This window comes from Afipia sp. Root123D2 (genome assembly GCF_001425835.1).
Lineage (GTDB): Bacteria > Pseudomonadota > Alphaproteobacteria > Rhizobiales > Xanthobacteraceae > Afipia.
Genome location: NZ_LMDP01000003.1, coordinates 872892 through 889744, shown reverse-complemented (window position 1 = coordinate 889744; position 16853 = coordinate 872892). Strand labels below are relative to the sequence as shown.

The window sequence follows — 16853 nt, the reverse complement described above, 5'->3', positions numbered from 1 at the left end:
CGATACCCGCTAAATCTCTGGCTCGCATGAAACATTTTGCCCCACAGGGCTGTTATTGTCCCTGAGTGTGACCCAATTCACCTTGTGGCCGCATTGCCCGAACGGGTAACATGTCGCCAATCTGGAATTCCCGTGAGGACATGATGGTTTTGAGACTCTTCCGCGCAAACAGCCCCGGTGTGAAAATGTCGGGCGCAAAACTGGCGACAATCGTGCTGGCCGCTTCCGCCGCGATGGCATTCGGCCTGAACGCATCGGACGCCAATGCTGCGCCGAAGAAGAAATACCGCACAGTGCAGGCCACCAATGGCGGCCCCAACTACTCCTACCGCGCCGGCCCGCGCACCCGCGTTTACGTGACGCGCCGCTCATGGCTCGATGCCGGCACCGAAGTGCTTCCCGGCGAGCGCAAGTTCACCGACTATGCTTATCCGCCGGGCTATAACTACGGCCACAGCATCGACCGGACCTATCAGGCTCGCCAGCCGCTGAGCAGCCCGTGGGACGTCGGTGGTTATCCGGAGCGGATTCCGCTCTACTGATCTCGCAACGATCCTCCCCGAAATCAAAATGTCCGGCTTTTGCCGGGCATTTTTCTTGATCGGATCACGCGATGACGAGACTCAGGCGTACAGCGCCTGCACTTCCTTCAGGATCGCTTCGCCCATCTGCGACGTGCTGACCACGGTCGATCCTTCCGACTTGATGTCGCCGGTGCGAATCCCCTTTGCCAGCACGGTTGCAATCGCCTGATCGAGCTTGTCGGCCAGTTCGCCCATGTCGAACGAATAGCGCAGCGCCATGCCGAACGACGTCAGCATCGCAACCGGATTGGCGAGTCCCTTGCCGGCGATATCCGGTGCCGAACCGTGGACCGGCTCATACAACGCCTTGCGCTTCCTGGTCTTCTGATCGACTTCACCCAGCGACGCCGATGGCAACATGCCGAGCGAGCCGGTCAGCATCGCCGCGATATCCGAGAGAATATCGCCGAACAGGTTGTCGGTGACGATCACGTCGAACTGCTTCGGCTGGCGCACGAGTTGCATCGCGCCGGAATCCGCCAACTGATGCTCGAGCTGGACGTCCTTGTATTCGCGCGCATGCACCTGCGTGACGACTTCCTTCCACAACACGCCGCTCTTCATGACGTTGTGCTTTTCCATCGAAGTCATCTTGTTGCGACGCTTGCGAGCAAGCTCGAAAGCGACGCGCGAAATGCGCTCGATCTCGTAGGTGTCATAGACCTGCGTATCGATGGCCCGCTTCTGGCCGTTGCCGAGGTCGGTGATGGTTTTCGGCTCGCCGAAATAAACGCCGCCGGTGAGTTCGCGCACGATCATGATGTCGAGACCTTCGACAACGTCTTTCTTGAGGCTCGACGACTCCGCCAGCGCCGGATAGCAGATCGCCGGTCGCAGGTTGGCGAACAGCGCCATGTCCTTGCGCAGCCGCAACAGACCGGCTTCGGGGCGCGCTTCGTAAGGGACGTCAGCCCACTTCGGACCACCGACCGCGCCGAAGATCACCGCATCCGAGGCCTGCGCCAGGGCCATCGTCGCATCGGTGATCGACACCTTGTCGGCGTCATAGCTCGATCCGCCGACCAGTCCGCTTTCGGTCTCGAATTTGGCGATGCCCTGCCCATTCACCCAGTCGATCAGCCGCTTCACCTCGGCCATGACTTCGGGGCCAATACCGTCGCCGGGAAGGAGCAGGAGCTTGTGGGTTGCCATGATCGATGTGCCTTGTGAGATGTCGGTGGTCGGTCAAACTTGCCGGACTTGCTAGAGCGCTGCTGCGGGATTTGCAAGACACCATTGTTTCGTGCGGCCTTGTTCAGCCAAGCGAAATCCTGTCACAGTGCTGCCGTCGGAGCGCCCATTGTCAGCACCTGAAAATTCCTCGCCGCCACAGGCGCATGCCTTGCGCACGATCCTTGTGCTGGCGCTCGCCCCGGCCATCGGACTCGGTATCGGACGCTTCGCCTACTCGCTGGTGCTGCCGGACATGCGCGATGCGCTCGGATGGTCCTACGCCACCGCGGGTTTCATGAACACGATCAACGCCGCCGGCTATCTCGCCGGCGCGCTCGGCGCCGCCGCCTTCATTCGCAGATACGGCCTGTTCGCCGCGGTCTGGGTCGGCACGGTGGCCTGCGTGATTTCTCTGGCGCTGTGCGCGATCACCGGCAACGTCATCGTGTTTTCCTTCGCGCGTCTGCTCGCCGGTCTCGGTGCGGCGATCGCTTTTATCGCCGGTGGCGCGATGGCTGCGGCGATCGCGCAATCGCGCCCGGCTCAGTCGGCCATCCTTCTCGGCCTGTTCTACACCGGACCCGCATTGGGCATCATCATCTCCGGCCTTGCGGCACCCTTCCTGCTGGAGGGCTTCGGGCCGGGCTCATGGTGGATCGTATGGACAGCGGTGACCGCGATCTCGACGATTCTGACTGTGCCGCTGCTCATTACTCGCGTCGATGCGCCGCCGTTCAAGTCGACCTCGACATCGAACGCTGTCCCGCTGCGGCCGATACTCGCCTACCTCGCCGGCTACTTCCTGTTCGGCGCAGGGTACATCGCCTACATGACGTTCATGATCGCCTACATCCGCGACGCCGGCGGTAGCGCGGCGGCCCAAAGCGGCTTCTGGTGCCTGATCGGGCTGAGCTCTTTCGTATCGCCATGGGCGTGGCGCAGACTGATGACACGCGGCGACAGCGGAATGACCACCGGAATCCTGATTGGAATCACCGCCATCGGTACCGGCCTCGCCTTGTTCGGCACCGCGCCTGCGCTGCTCGCGGCCTCTGCCTTCGTGTTCGGCACCGCGTTCTTCGCCGTGGTGACGGCGACGACCGTGTTCACGCGGATAAACTATCCCCCTGCCTCATGGCCGAAGGTGATCGGCATCCTGACGGTGGCATTCGGGCTGGGGCAGACCTTCGGCCCGATCGCGACCGGCGCCATCACCGACGCGATGGGCAGCCTGACATATGCGTTGAACGTCTCGGCCGCGGCGCTGGCGCTGGGCGCCCTTGCATGTGCCTGCCAACGCCGCCTCGTCACATCAGGCCTCGCCTCCTGACGTCACCTCCATCATTCGACAACGCCGCAGGCGATGCGCCCGCCGGCGTTGCCGGTCGGATCGGTCTTGTAATCGTCAGGCGAGGCATGAACGACAAAAGCGGTGCCGTTCGGCTGGTACAACGAGTTCGGCTTGTCCTTCTGAAGAGTGACCGCGGTATTCATTACCTCGACGGTCAGATCACCCGATGACGGCACGACCAGGTTAGGCATGTCTCCTGCGTGATGACCGTCGGCGGCCATCATGCCGTGCTTCTTGTTGCCGGGATTGAAGTGACCGCCGGCAGAATTAAACGGCGGCTCGCATTTGCCGACCGCATGAATATGAAAGGCATGCTCGCCCGGCGGCAGCCCCTTGGCGTCGAGTTTGACGAGAACGCCGTCGGTCACCTGCGTCATATTGATGTCGCCGACCGTCTTTCCGCTGGTGTCCTTGAGAACGGCACGGGCGGATTGCGCGGACGCAATGCTTGCCGTGCACACGAGCAACACGGATGTGGTCAACAGCAATCGTTTCAGCATTACAGGCTCCTTGCTCATGAAAACGTCGGATACCAATGCTTCTGGGCTCTGATTGTTCAGCTTCCGCTGAACGAATTGTAACCCTGATCTTCCCAGTATCCGCCCTTATAGTCGTTGGTGACTTCCATCGAAATCACATACTTCGGATTCTTGAAGCCCAGCTTGGTCGGCACCCGGATTTTCATCGGGAAGCCATAGGCCCTCGGCAGGATTTCGTCGCCGAATTTGAACGTCATCTGGGTCTGCGGGTGCAGTGCACTCGCCATGTCGAGCGGGCTGTTGTAACCGTCGACGTCCGCGCACTGGAACCAGCAATACTTCGCGCGGGTGTCGGCGCCGATCAGTTCGAGGAAGTGCCGCAGCGGCGTCCCGGTCCAGCTTCCGATCGCGCTCCAGCCCTCGACGCAGATATGGCGGGTGATCTGCCTGACCTGCGGCAGTTGATAAAGCTCCTGCAGCGTCCACGGCTTCTTGTTGTCGACAAGACCGCGCACCTCGAGCTTCCAGCTGTCGCCGTCCACCCTGGGGGCATCGTCGAGCGCGTAGTAGCCATTGAACGGAAACGGCCGGGTGATCGCGCTTTCCGGGAATTCCGGAGCCAGCGTATTTGGATTGAACAGCAGCGCCTGCACCCGGTCGTTGAACTTCGAAATCTTGGTCAGCAGCGCTTCCGCCGACGAGCTGTCGACAACATCGCAGCCGGTCAGCAGCGTCAGCGCCCCGAGGCTGGCGCCGCCGGCGATAAACCGGCGCCGCGCCGGGTCCGGCAGTAGCTTCGTCGCGTCCTTGACGAGTAGCGTCTTGTCGACGCCCGGGATCAGAAGTTTGCGAAGACGGCTCATGATGACGCTTCCTTCAATCCAGTTGTCAGCGGCCGATAATCATGGCGCGCAGGCTCTTCGGAACCAGCAGCGCCAGCGCGACGTGGATCACCAGAAAGGCGACGATGACGGCCATGCAGAAGAAATGGACATAGCGCGCAACGTCGTAGCCGCCGAACAGCGCTGTGAGCCACTGCAGCTGCACCGGCTTCCAGATCGACAATCCGGACAGCACGATCAGCACACCGACCACGATGATGCCAGCATAAAGCAGCTTCTGGATCTGGTTGTACTTGGTGAGGTCGTCATGCGACAGCTTGCCGGTCAACGCCGCCTCGGTGTCGCCGATCACGCCGCCAGCCGAGAGCGGGAGCAATTTCCTGCGGAAGCGGCCGGTGACGAAGCCAAGAACCAGATAGACCAGACCATTGACCATCAGCAGCCACATCGCCGCGAAGTGCCAGAGCAGCGCGCCGCCGAGCCAGCCGCCGAGCGTGATCGAGCGCGAGAACGTAAAATCAAACAGCGGCGATGCGTTATAAATCTGCCAGCCCGACATGATCATCATGATCATCGCAACCGCGTTGATCCAGTGAACGATCCTGACCCATGCCGGTTGAATGACTTTCGCGGCGTCGGAATTCCGCGCGGGCGCCAGGGGCATTTGCAGGTTCGATGTTGGCAGACTCGACATGATCGGTTTGAACCCAGGCTGGTCGCCAAAGCGGCGTGACCCTGACCTGTACGATTTTAATCCAGTTTTGTTACCCGGTCGTGCGGCAAAAGGTGCTGCCGCACCGGGAATCATTCGCTCACGGCACAAGATCACCTCAACGTGAAGCAGGCCGGGGGACATCCCCGGCCCGCTGCGCGCCGTTCGGACTGAGCCGGTGTGCGAACGATCAGGTCGCCGGCATCAGAACGGTGTTCACCACATGGATCACGCCGTTCGACTGGTTGACGTCCGGAATGGTCACCTGCGACTTGCCGCCCTTGGCATCGACAATCCAGATCTTGTTGCCATCGTGCTTGACGGTCAGGGTCTCACCTTCGACCGTGGTCAGCTTCTTGCCATCGGTCAGATCGGCTGCGCTCAGCTTGCCGGGCACCACGTGATAGGTGAGAATCTTGGTGAGGGTCGCCTTGCTCTCGGGCTTCACCAGCGTTTCGACGGTGCCCTTCGGCAACTTGCCGAATGCTGCATTGGTTGGGGCAAACACCGTGAAAGGTCCCGGTCCCGACAATGTGTCGACAAGGCCCGCCGCCTTCACCGCTGCGACCAGCGTGGTGTGATCCTTGGAGTTAACCGCGTTCTGAACGATATTCTTCGACGGAAACATCGCGGCGCCGCCGACCATCACGGCGCCGGACATCTCGCTTTTCATCATCTTGTCTTTGGCCTGAACCGGCACAACAACCGAAGCCGTGAGAGCCAACGCGCCGAGAGCGGCGGCGGACATAAGAACAATACGCTTGGACATTTTCGTCTCCCGATGATTGGACATCCGGCCAGAGCGCCGGACTGGAACGACAGCGCACAGCCTTGGAGGACGACTGCGCTGACGTTGACCAAGCTACGGAAGGAGAGGACGAGCGGGTTCAAAGAATAAATTTTCGGATCGATGAAACTTTTTGCCGATCCAACGTATCGCCGGCGAAGCGAAAGAGACGGCGCGCGATGTTTGTCCGGACACAATAATTCATCCGAATACAATAAAAGGAGGGCCGAAATACTGGGCCCTCCTTCTCTGCATTGCTTCTACGATACTTTCACGCGATTACTGGCAGATATGCCGTCGGCCGTCTTCTCCACGAAACCATGTGCCCGGCTGACAGACGAATCCGCTTGGGCCGTTGAAGCTGGTGGCGTTGCCGTTATAGGCATACGAGTTGTAGCCGTATGATCTCGTCTGGAAAGGCGCGGTCGCGATTGCGCCAGCAGCACCGACAGCGCCGCCAACGACACCTGCCGCGACCTCACCGGGCCAGAACCCGGAGTCGCGCCGATTCCAGTCGTCGCCGCGATAGTACGCGTTACTGTCGTAACTTCGCGAATGGATGCCCGAGCGATGATGAATTTGATCCTGCGCAAGCGCCGGCGTTGTCATCGCAGCCGCGACAACCGCCGCAGCTGCCAGCATTTTCATGGTTCTCATTGATTACTCCATTTATCGGATTGTGGTCGCCATCCGAGGCATGAAGCTAACAACCCATTGCTGTGGGCGTTCCGAATCGATGCCGTTCCCGACTCACACGGGCGTGAGTTCCGGCTGGTTCGCATTTGATCCAATACAAATGAAGGAGAGCTGCGCGCCTGATGCCACGCAGCTTCCTGTGTCCCGCATGCCTCCCGGTTAAAGGAACGTCCGGTTCCAGGTCGGGCTGATCAGAACCTCATTGACGCAGACATGCGGAGGCATATTCGCGACAAACGCGATGGTGCGGCCGAGATCTTCAGGTTGCAGCATGCGCGACATATCCTCTTCCGACGGCGGCACAGGACGCGACTTGAGAATCGGCGTCGCAACTTCCGCCGGCGAAATGCAGCAAGCGCGCAATCCGTTCCTGAACTCTTCCATGTTGAAGGAATGGGTCAGCGCCACCACCGCATGCTTGGTCGCGGTGTAGGCCGGACCCGTCATCGGCGAGACGAAATGCCCCGCCCACGAGGCGATGTTGATGATGCAGCCATCCTTTTGAGCACGCATGGTCGGCAGCACCGCATGCATGCAGTAGAGCAATCCGTTCAGATTGATGTTGACGACCTTGTCCCAGCCGTCGTTGCTGAACTGATCCCAGCTCCGCTTGGGCACGTTGAGGCCGGCACTGTTCACCAGCAGATCGACGCGGCCATGCTTGCCGATGATGCCCTGCGCTACGAAATTGACGTGATCCGCATTGCCGACATCCAGCGCGATCGCTTCCACCTTGCCGCCGGATTTGGCGATATCCGCCGCTGCGGCGTCGATGACCTCCTTCCGCCGGCCCGAAATCACCACCGTCCAGCCTTCGGCCGCGAGCGCCTGCGCTCCAGCGAGCCCGATACCACTACCGCCACCCGTGACCCATGCTACTTTTTTCTTGTCGTTGCTCATTCCGCTGGTCTCCGTTGTTGGGTAAAACGTGGCGGATCAATCAGCCCGCTCAGCCTTGGAATGATGCATGAACGCCAGCGCCAACGCCAACCTGTTTTCCCGCCTGTTCGACAACCTCGATAATCCCGCGCGCCTCGCTATCGAGACCGCCGATGGCCGGCGCATCAGCTATGGCGACTTGATCGCGCTTTCGGGCCGGTTCGCGAATTATCTGGTGTCGCGCGGCGTCAAGGTCGGCGACCGTGTTGCAGCGCAAACGGAGAAGTCGGTTTCGGGTTTAGTGCTGTATCTCGCCACCGTGCGCGCCGGCGCGATCTACCTGCCGCTCAATACCGCCTACACGCTCAACGAACTCGACTATTTCATCGGCGACGCCAAGCCGTCGCTGGTGGTGTGCGACCCGTCAAAGGCGGAAGGCATTGAGAAAATCGCAGCCAAGGTTGGCGCCAGGGTCGATACGCTTGATGCCGCGGGCAAAGGCTCGCTGACCGAGGGTGCTGCGAAGGCGAATCCGGAATTCGCCACCGCGCAGCGCGGCAACGACGACCTCGCCGCCATCCTCTACACGTCGGGCACCACCGGCCGCTCCAAAGGCGCAATGCTGTCGCACGACAACCTGGCGTCGAATTCGCTGACGCTGGTCGATTACTGGCGCTTCACCGACAAGGACGTGCTGATCCACGCGCTGCCGATCTATCACACCCACGGCCTGTTCGTGGCTAGCAACGTGACGCTGTTCGCGCGCGCCGCGATGATCTTCCTCAACAAGCTCGATGTCGACCGGATCATCGATCTGATGCCGCGCGCGACGGTGCTGATGGGCGTGCCGACTTTCTACACGCGCCTGCTGCAGAATCCGCGCCTGACCAAAGAAGCGACAAGCCACATGCGGCTGTTTGTTTCCGGCTCGGCGCCGCTGCTCGCCGAAACCCATCGCGAATGGTCAGCGCGCACCGGTCACGCCGTACTCGAACGCTACGGCATGACCGAAACCAACATGAACACGTCGAACCCCTATGACGGCGATCGCGTGCCGGGCGCGGTCGGCTTCCCGTTGCCGGGCGTCTCGGCGCGCGTCACCGATCCGGAGACCGGCAAAGAACTCGCGCGCGACGAGATCGGCATGATCGAGGTCAAGGGCCCCAACGTGTTCAAGGGCTACTGGCAGATGCCCGAGAAGACCAAAAGCGAATTTCGCGACGACGGGTTCTTCATCACCGGCGACCTCGGCAAGATCGACAGCAAGGGCTATGTCCACATCATCGGACGCGGCAAGGACCTGGTGATTTCCGGCGGCTTCAACGTCTATCCCAAGGAAGTCGAAAACGAGATCGACGCCATTCCCGGTGTCACCGAAAGCGCAGTGATCGGCGTACCGCACGCCGATTTCGGCGAGGGCGTCACCGCCGTGGTGGTGAGGGAGAAAGGCGCGAAACTCGAGGAAGCCGCGATCCTGCAGGCGCTCGATGGGCGGCTGGCGAAATTCAAGATGCCGAAACGGGTGCTGTTCGCCGATGAGTTGCCGCGCAACACCATGGGCAAGGTGCAGAAGAACGTGCTGCGCGACGCCTACGCCAAGCTCTATGCGAAGCCGTAACCCGGCTTACGCATAGACCAGCGCAATGAGAAAACGTGCGCCCATCGTCAGCAGATAGAACCCGAAGGCCGTTTCGAGGGTTCGCTTCGACATTGCGTGCGCCACTCTGACGCCGAGCGGCGCGACCAGCAGGCTGGTCGGCATCACCAGCAGGGCGCCGATCAGCGAGACGTACCCGAACGCGAACGGAACCTGCAGCGCGGCAACTTCGGGAAAGCGCGATGCCGCCGGCCACCCGGCATAGATGTAGCCGATCGCACCGGGAATCGAGATCAGCACCGCCAGCCCCGACGAGGTCGCGACCGACTGGTGGATCGACCGGCCATAGAACGTCATCAGCAGATTCGAGAACAGGCCGCCGCCGATCCCCATGAGCGTCGACAACAATCCAACCACGGTGCCATAGAACTTCATCAAGAGGCCCTTGGGCAATTCAGCTCCCAGCCGCCATGTCTCGCGGCCGAACAGGAGCCGCGCCGCAGCGGACCACGCCACCACCACGAACACGATCTTGAACAGCCGTTCCGGCGCATACCGCGCGACCACGCTTCCAATGATGACGCCGACGATCACCGGCAACGCCCATTGCTTCAGCACCTCCATATCGACGCTGCCGCGCGCGCGATGGGCGCGATAGGAACGCACCGACGTCGGGATGATGATGGCAAGCGAGGTGCCGATGCACAGCGGCATCCGCACCTCCAGCGGCACGCCGACCAGCCGGAAGCACTCATAAAGCACCGGCACTAGCACCGCCCCGCCGCCGATCCCGAACACCCCGGCGAGAAATCCGGCGATGCCGCCGACAGCCACCAGCGCCAGCGCCAGTTCGACCAGCTCCGAGATATTAAGGCCCGCCATCGTGACATGCTCCCAGCCACCGCTCGCGAAGCAACGTGGAATGAATCCAGCTTCATGTGGGTGCTTCGCTCGGTTTCGGCTGGTATACCAGAAACACGGCGCGCGCCAGCATGGCGCAAGCTCAACTCAAAGAATGAACAATAATTCTATTTATACTAAATTCGGCGTTGCGCTCGTTTGACCGACTCCGTAAATAGAAATCCTCTAATGCGGTCCCTTAAGACGCCGGCACCGAAATTCTCGTGCCCGCAAACCTTCAAAAGTTGCCGATGACACCCAGGATCGACCGTCCGCTTTCACCTTTCATGACCTATCGCTGGACGCTGACGATGGTCATGTCCATCGTCCACCGCATCACCGGGATCGCGCTTTACGCCGGGACCCTGCTGATGGCGTGGTGGCTGATCGCCACCGCCTCGGGCCCTAATGCCTACGCCAATATCCAGGGCTTCACCGCAAGCTGGATCGGCCGCGTCATTGTGTTCGGCTATACGTGGGCGCTGCTTCACCACATGCTGAGCGGGATTCGTCACCTGATCTGGGATCTCGGTTACGGCTTCGGCGCCAATGAACGCGAATGGCTGACCCGCGCCGCCCTGTTCGGTGGGATCGTCCTGACGATCGTGCTCTGGATCGTCGCCTATGCCATGGGAGGCGGCCGATGAGCGCGCAGAAGTCCGGCAAACCCACCTCGATGCGCACGCCGCTGAGCCGCGTCCGCAACCTCGGCGCCGCCCATTCCGGCACCACCGATTTCTTCCGCCAGCGCATCACTGCGGTTGCACTGGTCCTGCTGATCGTTCCGGTGATCGCCGTGATCATGACCCTGCTCGGCCGCAATCAGGCCGCGGCGGCGCAGATTCTCGGCTCCCCGCTGATCGCGATCATCATGATCCTCTTCATCATCGCGAGCTGCTGGCACATGAAGATCGGCATGCAGGTCGTGCTGGAAGACTACGTGCACGACGAGAAGCTGAAGCTGGCTGCGATCATCGCGAACAATTTCTTTTCGTTCGGCGTCGGCATCGCCTCGATCTACGCCATCATCAAACTATCATCTGGAGTGTAGCGCATGGCCGCGAACGGCAACAGCGCCAGCGAGCCCAAGAATGCGGCCGCCAATGGCCAGGCTTATCCGATTGAAGACCATACCTACGACGTGATCGTGGTCGGCGCCGGCGGCGCGGGCCTGCGCGCCGTGGTCGGGTGCAGCGAAGCGGGCCTTCGCACCGCCTGCATCACCAAGGTGTTTCCGACGCGTTCGCACACCGTTGCGGCGCAGGGCGGCATTTCGGCATCGCTCGGCAACATGCATCCCGACGACTGGCGCTGGCACATGTACGATACCGTCAAGGGATCGGACTGGCTCGGCGATCAGGATTCGATCGAGTATCTGGTGCGCAACGCGCCGGAAGCGGTTTACGAACTCGAGCACTGGGGCGTGCCGTTCTCGCGCACCGAAGAAGGCAAGATCTATCAGCGTCCGTTCGGCGGCATGACCATCGATTTCGGCAAGGGCCAGGCGCAGCGCACCTGCGCCGCCGCCGACCGCACCGGCCACGCCATGCTGCACACCATGTACGGTCAGGCGCTGCGCCATTCGGCTGAATTCTTCATAGAATTCTTCGCCATCGATCTCATCATGGACGATCAGGGCGTTTGCCGCGGCGTGATCGCGCTCAAGCTCGACGACGGCACGATCCATCGCTTCCGCGGCCAGACCACCATTCTCGCGACCGGCGGCTACGGCCGCGCCTACGCATCGTGCACCTCCGCACATACCTGCACCGGCGACGGCGGCGGCATGGTGCTGCGCGCGGGCTTGCCGCTTCAAGACATGGAGTTCGTCCAGTTCCACCCGACCGGCATCTACGGCTCGGGTTGCCTCGTGACCGAAGGCGCACGCGGCGAAGGCGGCTATCTCGTCAATTCCGAGGGTGAGCGCTTCATGGAGCGCTATGCACCGTCAGCCAAGGATCTCGCCTCGCGCGACGTCGTCTCGCGCGCAATGACGATCGAAATTCGCGAAGGCCGGGGCGTCGGCAAGAAGAAGGATCACATCTACCTTCATCTCGACCATCTCGATCCGAATATCCTGCACGAGCGCCTTCCGGGCATCTCGGAGTCGGCGCGAATTTTCGCCGGCGTCGATGTGACCCGCGAGCCGATCCCGATGATCCCGACCGTGCACTACAACATGGGCGGCATTCCGACCAATTTCCACGGCGAAGTCGTCACCAAGAAGGACGGCGACGACAACGCGGTGGTGCCGGGCCTGATGGCTGTCGGCGAAGCGGCCTGCGTGTCGGTGCACGGCGCCAACCGCCTCGGCTCGAACTCGCTGATCGACCTCGTGGTGTTCGGCCGTGCGGCAGCGCTGCGCTGCGCCGAGAAGCTGACGCCGAATGCCTCGCAACCGGATCTGCCGGCGAATTCGGCCGAACTGGCGCTGGGCCGTCTCGACCATTTCCGTTACGCCTCCGGCGGCACGCCGACCGCCAAGCTGCGCGACAGCATGCAGCACGTGATGCAGAACAACTGCGCGGTGTTCCGCACCGGCGACGTCCTGAAGGAAGGCAAGGATCTGATTCACAAGGTTTACGGCGGCATCGGCGATATCTCCGTCGCCGACCGCACGCTGGTATGGAATTCGGACCTGATGGAAACCCTTGAATACGACAACCTGATTTCTCAGGCCGTGGTCACGATGGATTCCGCCGCCAACCGCACCGAGAGCCGCGGCGCCCACGCCCGCGAGGATTTCTCCGAGCGCGACGACAAGAACTGGATGAAGCACACGCTGTCATGGATTGACAGCAAGGGTGTCTCCACGATCGATTATCGCCCGGTCCACGATTACACGATGACCAACGACGTTCAGTACATCCCGCCGAAGGCGCGCGTTTACTGATCGCGATAGACTGAAGCGAACAAGCGAAGGCTCAAAAGCATGGTTCAGTTCACACTGCCGAAGAACTCCACGATCAGTGGCGGCAAGGAATGGCCGAAACCGGCCGGCGCGACGCAGCTTCGCGAGTACAAGATCTATCGCTGGAATCCGGACGACGGCAAAAACCCGACCATCGACACCTATCACGTCGACACCGCCGATTGCGGACCGATGATTCTCGACGGGCTGATCTGGATCAAGAATCACATCGATCCCACTTTGACTTTCCGCCGTTCCTGCCGTGAAGGCGTTTGCGGCTCCTGCGCCATGAACATTGACGGCCAGAACACGCTGGCCTGCACCCGCGCGATGGACGAGGTTGACGAAGGCCCGATCAAGATCACTCCGCTGCCGCATCAGCCGGTGGTGAAGGACCTCGTTCCCGACCTGACCAATTTCTACGCCCAGTACGCATCGATCGAGCCCTGGCTGCACACCACCACCGCGACGCCGCAGAAGGAATGGAGGCAGTCGCCGGACGAGCGCGCCAAGCTCGACGGTCTCTATGAATGCATTCTGTGCGCCTGTTGCTCGACCTCGTGCCCGAGCTACTGGTGGAACAGTGACCGCTTCCTTGGCCCCGCTGCGCTGCTGGCCGCCGACCGCTGGGTCAACGACTCGCGCGATGAAGCAACCGGAGAGCGGCTCGACAATCTCGAGGATCCGTTCCGGCTCTATCGCTGCCACACCATCATGAATTGCGCCAAAGCCTGCCCGAAGGGGCTGAATCCTTCCGAAGCCATCGCCGACCTCAAGCTCAAGATGGTCGAGCGGCAGGTCTAGCACCGTCGCTCCGCCGCACCGCGTCGCCCACAAACAAAACGGCCTGTCCGACGCGGACAGGCCGTTTTCATTTCAGCCGCGATCAGACCAGATTGATCTCGACGTTGATATTGCCGCGCGACAGCTTTGAGTAGGGGCAGGTTTGGTGTGCTTCATCCACCAGCGACCGGGCGACGTCACGTTCGAGACCCGGAAGGCTGATGTTAAGGCGGGCCTGGAGGAGATACCCTCCATTCGCGGTGCCCAGATCGACTTCCGCGTCGATGGCAAGATCGGCCGGAAGAACAATCGTTCTGTTGCGGGCAACATGTCCCATCGCCCCCTGGAAACAAGCCGACCAGCCGGCAGCGAACAACTGCTCCGGATTGGTCCCGGCGCCGGTACTGCCGGGTGACGACAGCTTGACGTCGAGACGACCGTCGGAGCCGCGCGACGCACCGTCGCGGCCGCCGGTCGTGTGGGTCTTCGCAGTATAGAGCACCTTGTCGATGAGGGTCATGTTCGCAGTGTTGCCTTGAGTCATGGCCGTTCCTTTCAGATTGAATGTGAGAGTTGCATGTCACGATCCCTGAACAGTTCGCGCAGGAACGATGTCGGTTGCGTCGATCAGAATCCGTCGACGTCGATGACGGCTTGGGCAAACGCCTGCGGCGCTTCCTGCGGCAGGTTGTGACCGATGCCGCCCTTGATCAGCCGGTGCGCATACTTGCCCGTGAATTTTTTGGCGTAAGCGCTGCTGTCTGGATGCGGCGCGCCGTTGGCGTCGCCTTCGAGGGTAATGGTGGGCACCGTAATCGCGGGGCCTGCGGCAAGGCGCTTTTCCAGATCGTCGAACTTCGCTTCGCCTTCGGCGAGGCTCAGCCGCCAGCGATAGTTATGAATTGAAATGGCGACATGATCCGGATTGTCGAATGCGCTGGCGCTACGATTGAACGTCGCGTCGTCGAAATTCCACTTCGGCGAGGCGAGCTGCCAGATCAGCTTCGCGAATTCGTGCGTGTTTTGCTGGTAGCCGAGGCGACCGCGCTCCGTCGCAAAGTAGAACTGGTACCACCATGCGAGTTCGGCCTTGGGCGGCAGCGGCTTGCTGTTCGCCTCGCGGCTGCCGATCAGATAACCGCTGACCGCGACCGACGCCTTGACCCGCTCCCGCCGCAACGCAGCAACGATGTTGGCGGTCCGCGCGCCCCAGTCATAGCCGGCGAGAATCGCCTTCTGGATCTTGAGCGCGTTCATCAGGTCGATCAGGTCGACCGCGAGTGCCGCCGGCTGGCCATTGCGCGGCGTATCGCCCGAGAGAAAACTCGTCGTGCCATAACCGCGCGCGAACGGAACGATCACGCGATAACCCTTGGCCGCCAGCAAGGGCGCGACATCGGCGAAGCTGTAAATGTCATAGGGCCAACCATGAAGAAGGATCGCCACCGGACCGTCGGAGGGGCCGGCTTCGGCGTAACCGACGTTCATGACCCCGGCCTCGGTGTGCTTGAGCGGACCGAACGAGGTGTGCGTTCCCGGCTTGATCGCTGGCACTGTCGCCGGCTTCGTCATGCCCGATTGCGCATCGGCAAAACCGGTCAGCCCGATCTGGGCTGCAACGAAAGTAACGGCGGCAGCTCCGAAGAGGCGGCGGCGATCATGGTCAATAACTTCGGGCATGATGGCTTCTCCTGATTTTATATCGTGTACGATTTATTCGGATGCGATGTATAAATATCATTCCAGCTCGTTCGTCAACCCTTCCGATTTAATCGCATCCGATATATATCGGCGACATGACCTCAACTTCTCGTGAGCCCGGAGGCCGCCGATGACTTCCGCCGACCAAACCACACCGAAACTGGCTGATTTTCTGTGCTTTGCGATCTATTCAGCCAATCTGGCGTACGGGCGGGCCTACAAGCCGATTCTCGAGAAACTCGGGCTCACCTACACCCAGTACATCGCGATCGTCGCGCTGTGGGAGCAGGACCACCAGACCGTCAGCGGCCTCGGCGAAAAGCTGTTTCTGGAATCCAACACGCTGACCCCCATCCTGAAGAAGCTCGAGGAAATGGGCTATCTGCGCCGGACCCGCGACCCTGCGGACGAACGCCAGGTTGTAATCAGCCTGACCGATGCGGGCCGCCGCCTGCGGGAAAAAGGTCTGGGAATGAACCTCGTGAAAGCCACCGGCCTGCCGCTCGACGAATTCGTTAAAGTGCAAAAGGCCGTGGTCTCCCTGCGCGACAATCTCATCAAGCACGCACGCGACGAGCGGAAATAGCCGACGGCGAGACTCCATAGAACCGTCCAGAACGTGACCTTGAAACATCGCGCTCGCTGCACGATGACTCTGCGATGATGTCCGCGCAGCAACCGTCCGACAGATCGTTCGGCTCATATGCGCCGAACGCTTCGCAACGCGTGGTGATCGCGGCCGCGCACGGTTCCAACCTCAAGCGCAGCGCTTTCCGTCCGATGCTGTCGCGTCTCACAACCTGCTCGGCGGTGGGCCGATCGACGCGCTAAGGATCGACGTCGAAGGATCCGAGGACCGGGTGCTAACCGGCTTTTTCCGCGACGCCCCGCAATCGCTGTGGCCCCGGGCCGTGGCCATCGAGCATTTGCAACGCGCCGGCTGGCAGCACGATTGCATCGACGACATGATAAAGCGCGGCTACGCTGTCATCGGCAAGACCCGCAGCAATACCTTGCTGGCTCGTCCGATATGATCTGATTCACGAGGCTTCTCACCGACCGGAGGCTTGCATGATCGACCATCTGGGATTTTCGGTTTCCGACTACGCGCGTGCGAAAGAATTCTACAGCAAGGCGCTGGCGCCGCTTGGCTACGGCCTGATCATGGAAGTCACGCAGGAACAGACCGGCGATTTTCCGGCCGCCGGATTCGGCAGCGATGGCAAACCGGATTTCTGGATCGGCGGCGAGGGCGGCGTCAACAAGCCGCTGCATGTCGCCCTTCTTGCCAAGGATCGCGCCACCGTCGACGCCTTCTACAAGGCTGCTCTGGCCGCCGGCGCCCGCGACAACGGCCCGCCGGGTCTGCGCCCGCATTATCACGCCAACTACTATGGCGCGTTCGTGCTCGATCCTGACGGCCATAACATCGAAGCGGTCTGTCATGCCCCGGCGTGA

General features: G+C 61.4%; 19 protein-coding genes and 1 pseudogene. 10 read left to right on the top strand and 10 right to left on the bottom strand.

Translation table 11 applies throughout. The features are described 5' to 3' along the window. The first annotated feature begins 185 nt into the window (after positions 1–185). Positions 186–542: a hypothetical protein gene (locus tag ASC80_RS19430; RefSeq protein WP_156464452.1), complete on the top strand. Its 357-nt coding sequence runs from the start codon at positions 186–188 to the stop codon at positions 540–542. Positions 543–623: 81 nt separating this feature from the next. Here ASC80_RS19430 and leuB read toward each other — a convergent pair whose 3' ends face one another. Next, on the bottom strand, positions 624–1736 hold the full coding sequence (gene leuB / locus ASC80_RS19425; RefSeq protein ID WP_056300671.1) for a 3-isopropylmalate dehydrogenase: 1113 nt from the start codon (positions 1734–1736) through the stop codon (positions 624–626). Between the two features lie 148 nt (positions 1737–1884). On the opposite strand from leuB, the gene ASC80_RS19420 reads away from it, so the two are divergent. Continuing rightward, positions 1885–3087 carry a YbfB/YjiJ family MFS transporter gene (locus ASC80_RS19420; protein WP_056301104.1) on the top strand — a complete coding sequence of 401 codons (1203 nt, stop codon included), beginning with the start codon at positions 1885–1887 and terminating at the stop codon, positions 3085–3087. Between the two features lie 11 nt (positions 3088–3098). Here the strand turns inward: ASC80_RS19420 and ASC80_RS19415 are convergent, their stop codons facing one another. The 6 genes from ASC80_RS19415 to ASC80_RS19390 form a co-directional block, all read right to left on the bottom strand. Continuing rightward, positions 3099–3608 carry a superoxide dismutase family protein gene (locus ASC80_RS19415; protein ID WP_056300668.1) on the bottom strand — a complete coding sequence of 170 codons (510 nt, stop codon included), beginning with the start codon at positions 3606–3608 and terminating at the stop codon, positions 3099–3101. A 56-nt stretch (positions 3609–3664) separates the two neighbouring features. Further along, positions 3665–4450 (bottom strand): molybdopterin-dependent oxidoreductase, encoded by a 786-nt coding sequence (locus ASC80_RS19410; RefSeq protein WP_056300665.1) that lies wholly within the window; start codon positions 4448–4450, stop codon positions 3665–3667. Positions 4451–4475: 25 nt separating this feature from the next. Beyond that, positions 4476–5123, bottom strand: coding sequence for a cytochrome b/b6 domain-containing protein (locus ASC80_RS19405; protein ID WP_056300662.1), 648 nt, complete (start codon positions 5121–5123; stop codon positions 4476–4478). Positions 5124–5331: 208 nt separating this feature from the next. Continuing rightward, positions 5332–5910, bottom strand: coding sequence for a fasciclin domain-containing protein (locus ASC80_RS19400; RefSeq protein ID WP_056301102.1), 579 nt, complete (start codon positions 5908–5910; stop codon positions 5332–5334). Between the two features lie 297 nt (positions 5911–6207). Then, a complete protein-coding gene (locus ASC80_RS19395; RefSeq protein ID WP_156464451.1) occupies positions 6208–6585 on the bottom strand; it encodes a hypothetical protein in 378 nt (125 codons plus the stop codon). 198 nt (positions 6586–6783) lie between these two features. Then, complete coding sequence (locus tag ASC80_RS19390) at positions 6784–7524, bottom strand: SDR family oxidoreductase (protein ID WP_056300659.1); 741 nt, start codon at positions 7522–7524, stop codon at positions 6784–6786. Between the two features lie 67 nt (positions 7525–7591). Between ASC80_RS19390 and ASC80_RS19385 the strand changes: the two genes are divergently transcribed. Beyond that, positions 7592–9121 (top strand): malonate--CoA ligase, encoded by a 1530-nt coding sequence (locus ASC80_RS19385; RefSeq protein WP_056300657.1) that lies wholly within the window; start codon positions 7592–7594, stop codon positions 9119–9121. 6 nt (positions 9122–9127) lie between these two features. Here ASC80_RS19385 and ASC80_RS19380 read toward each other — a convergent pair whose 3' ends face one another. Beyond that, on the bottom strand, positions 9128–9982 hold the full coding sequence (locus ASC80_RS19380) for a sulfite exporter TauE/SafE family protein (protein ID WP_056300655.1): 855 nt from the start codon (positions 9980–9982) through the stop codon (positions 9128–9130). Positions 9983–10251: 269 nt separating this feature from the next. On the opposite strand from ASC80_RS19380, the gene sdhC reads away from it, so the two are divergent. Genes sdhC through ASC80_RS19360 form a run of 4 tightly spaced genes read left to right on the top strand, consistent with a single transcriptional unit; the run spans position 10252 to position 13715 of the window. Then, positions 10252–10647: a succinate dehydrogenase, cytochrome b556 subunit gene (gene sdhC / locus ASC80_RS19375; RefSeq protein ID WP_056300654.1), complete on the top strand. Its 396-nt coding sequence runs from the start codon at positions 10252–10254 to the stop codon at positions 10645–10647. A gap of 29 nt (positions 10648–10676) precedes the next feature. After that, positions 10677–11051, top strand: coding sequence for a succinate dehydrogenase, hydrophobic membrane anchor protein (gene sdhD, locus ASC80_RS19370; RefSeq protein WP_200941219.1), 375 nt, complete (start codon positions 10677–10679; stop codon positions 11049–11051). A 3-nt stretch (positions 11052–11054) separates the two neighbouring features. After that, a complete protein-coding gene (sdhA, locus tag ASC80_RS19365) occupies positions 11055–12893 on the top strand; it encodes a succinate dehydrogenase flavoprotein subunit (protein WP_056300652.1) in 1839 nt (612 codons plus the stop codon). 39 nt (positions 12894–12932) lie between these two features. Next, on the top strand, positions 12933–13715 hold the full coding sequence (locus tag ASC80_RS19360) for a succinate dehydrogenase iron-sulfur subunit (RefSeq protein ID WP_056300650.1): 783 nt from the start codon (positions 12933–12935) through the stop codon (positions 13713–13715). 82 nt (positions 13716–13797) lie between these two features. Here ASC80_RS19360 and ASC80_RS19355 read toward each other — a convergent pair whose 3' ends face one another. Together ASC80_RS19355 and ASC80_RS19350 are read right to left on the bottom strand one after the other, a co-directional pair. Beyond that, positions 13798–14214, bottom strand: coding sequence for an organic hydroperoxide resistance protein (locus ASC80_RS19355; protein ID WP_056301097.1), 417 nt, complete (start codon positions 14212–14214; stop codon positions 13798–13800). 107 nt (positions 14215–14321) lie between these two features. After that, a complete protein-coding gene (locus tag ASC80_RS19350; protein ID WP_056300649.1) occupies positions 14322–15374 on the bottom strand; it encodes an alpha/beta fold hydrolase in 1053 nt (350 codons plus the stop codon). Between the two features lie 151 nt (positions 15375–15525). On the opposite strand from ASC80_RS19350, the gene ASC80_RS19345 reads away from it, so the two are divergent. The 3 genes and pseudogenes from ASC80_RS19345 to ASC80_RS19340 all read left to right on the top strand — a co-directional run bounded on the left by ASC80_RS19345 (position 15526) and on the right by ASC80_RS19340 (position 16853). Then, the gene (locus tag ASC80_RS19345) at positions 15526–15981 is read left to right on the top strand and encodes a MarR family winged helix-turn-helix transcriptional regulator (RefSeq protein ID WP_056300648.1); all 456 of its coding nucleotides are present in this window, start codon (positions 15526–15528) and stop codon (positions 15979–15981) included. 220 nt (positions 15982–16201) lie between these two features. After that, a pseudogene (locus ASC80_RS24470) lies at positions 16202–16429 on the top strand (FkbM family methyltransferase); the annotation flags it as partial. 37 nt (positions 16430–16466) lie between these two features. Continuing rightward, on the top strand, positions 16467–16853 hold the full coding sequence (locus ASC80_RS19340) for a VOC family protein (RefSeq protein WP_056300647.1): 387 nt from the start codon (positions 16467–16469) through the stop codon (positions 16851–16853).

What these genes read in the sequence shown, in the direction of transcription:
- ASC80_RS19355 (WP_056301097.1), bottom strand. Translation starts at nt 14,214, where the DNA reads ATGACCCTCATCGACAAGGTGCTCTATACTGCGAAGACCCACACGACC.
- ASC80_RS19410 (WP_056300665.1), bottom strand. Translation starts at nt 4,450, where the DNA reads ATGAGCCGTCTTCGCAAACTTCTGATCCCGGGCGTCGACAAGACGCTA.
- ASC80_RS19340 (WP_056300647.1), top strand. Translation starts at nt 16,467, where the DNA reads ATGATCGACCATCTGGGATTTTCGGTTTCCGACTACGCGCGTGCGAAA.
- ASC80_RS19390 (WP_056300659.1), bottom strand. Translation starts at nt 7,524, where the DNA reads ATGAGCAACGACAAGAAAAAAGTAGCATGGGTCACGGGTGGCGGTAGT.
- ASC80_RS19405 (WP_056300662.1), bottom strand. Translation starts at nt 5,123, where the DNA reads ATGTCGAGTCTGCCAACATCGAACCTGCAAATGCCCCTGGCGCCCGCG.
- sdhC (WP_056300654.1), top strand. Translation starts at nt 10,252, where the DNA reads ATGACACCCAGGATCGACCGTCCGCTTTCACCTTTCATGACCTATCGC.
- ASC80_RS19400 (WP_056301102.1), bottom strand. Translation starts at nt 5,910, where the DNA reads ATGTCCAAGCGTATTGTTCTTATGTCCGCCGCCGCTCTCGGCGCGTTG.
- ASC80_RS19430 (WP_156464452.1), top strand. Translation starts at nt 186, where the DNA reads ATGTCGGGCGCAAAACTGGCGACAATCGTGCTGGCCGCTTCCGCCGCG.
- leuB (WP_056300671.1), bottom strand. Translation starts at nt 1,736, where the DNA reads ATGGCAACCCACAAGCTCCTGCTCCTTCCCGGCGACGGTATTGGCCCC.
- ASC80_RS19345 (WP_056300648.1), top strand. Translation starts at nt 15,526, where the DNA reads ATGACTTCCGCCGACCAAACCACACCGAAACTGGCTGATTTTCTGTGC.
- sdhD (WP_200941219.1), top strand. Translation starts at nt 10,677, where the DNA reads ATGCGCACGCCGCTGAGCCGCGTCCGCAACCTCGGCGCCGCCCATTCC.
- sdhA (WP_056300652.1), top strand. Translation starts at nt 11,055, where the DNA reads ATGGCCGCGAACGGCAACAGCGCCAGCGAGCCCAAGAATGCGGCCGCC.
- ASC80_RS19415 (WP_056300668.1), bottom strand. Translation starts at nt 3,608, where the DNA reads ATGCTGAAACGATTGCTGTTGACCACATCCGTGTTGCTCGTGTGCACG.
- ASC80_RS19385 (WP_056300657.1), top strand. Translation starts at nt 7,592, where the DNA reads ATGAACGCCAGCGCCAACGCCAACCTGTTTTCCCGCCTGTTCGACAAC.
- ASC80_RS19350 (WP_056300649.1), bottom strand. Translation starts at nt 15,374, where the DNA reads ATGCCCGAAGTTATTGACCATGATCGCCGCCGCCTCTTCGGAGCTGCC.
- ASC80_RS19360 (WP_056300650.1), top strand. Translation starts at nt 12,933, where the DNA reads ATGGTTCAGTTCACACTGCCGAAGAACTCCACGATCAGTGGCGGCAAG.
- ASC80_RS19380 (WP_056300655.1), bottom strand. Translation starts at nt 9,982, where the DNA reads ATGGCGGGCCTTAATATCTCGGAGCTGGTCGAACTGGCGCTGGCGCTG.
- ASC80_RS19395 (WP_156464451.1), bottom strand. Translation starts at nt 6,585, where the DNA reads ATGAGAACCATGAAAATGCTGGCAGCTGCGGCGGTTGTCGCGGCTGCG.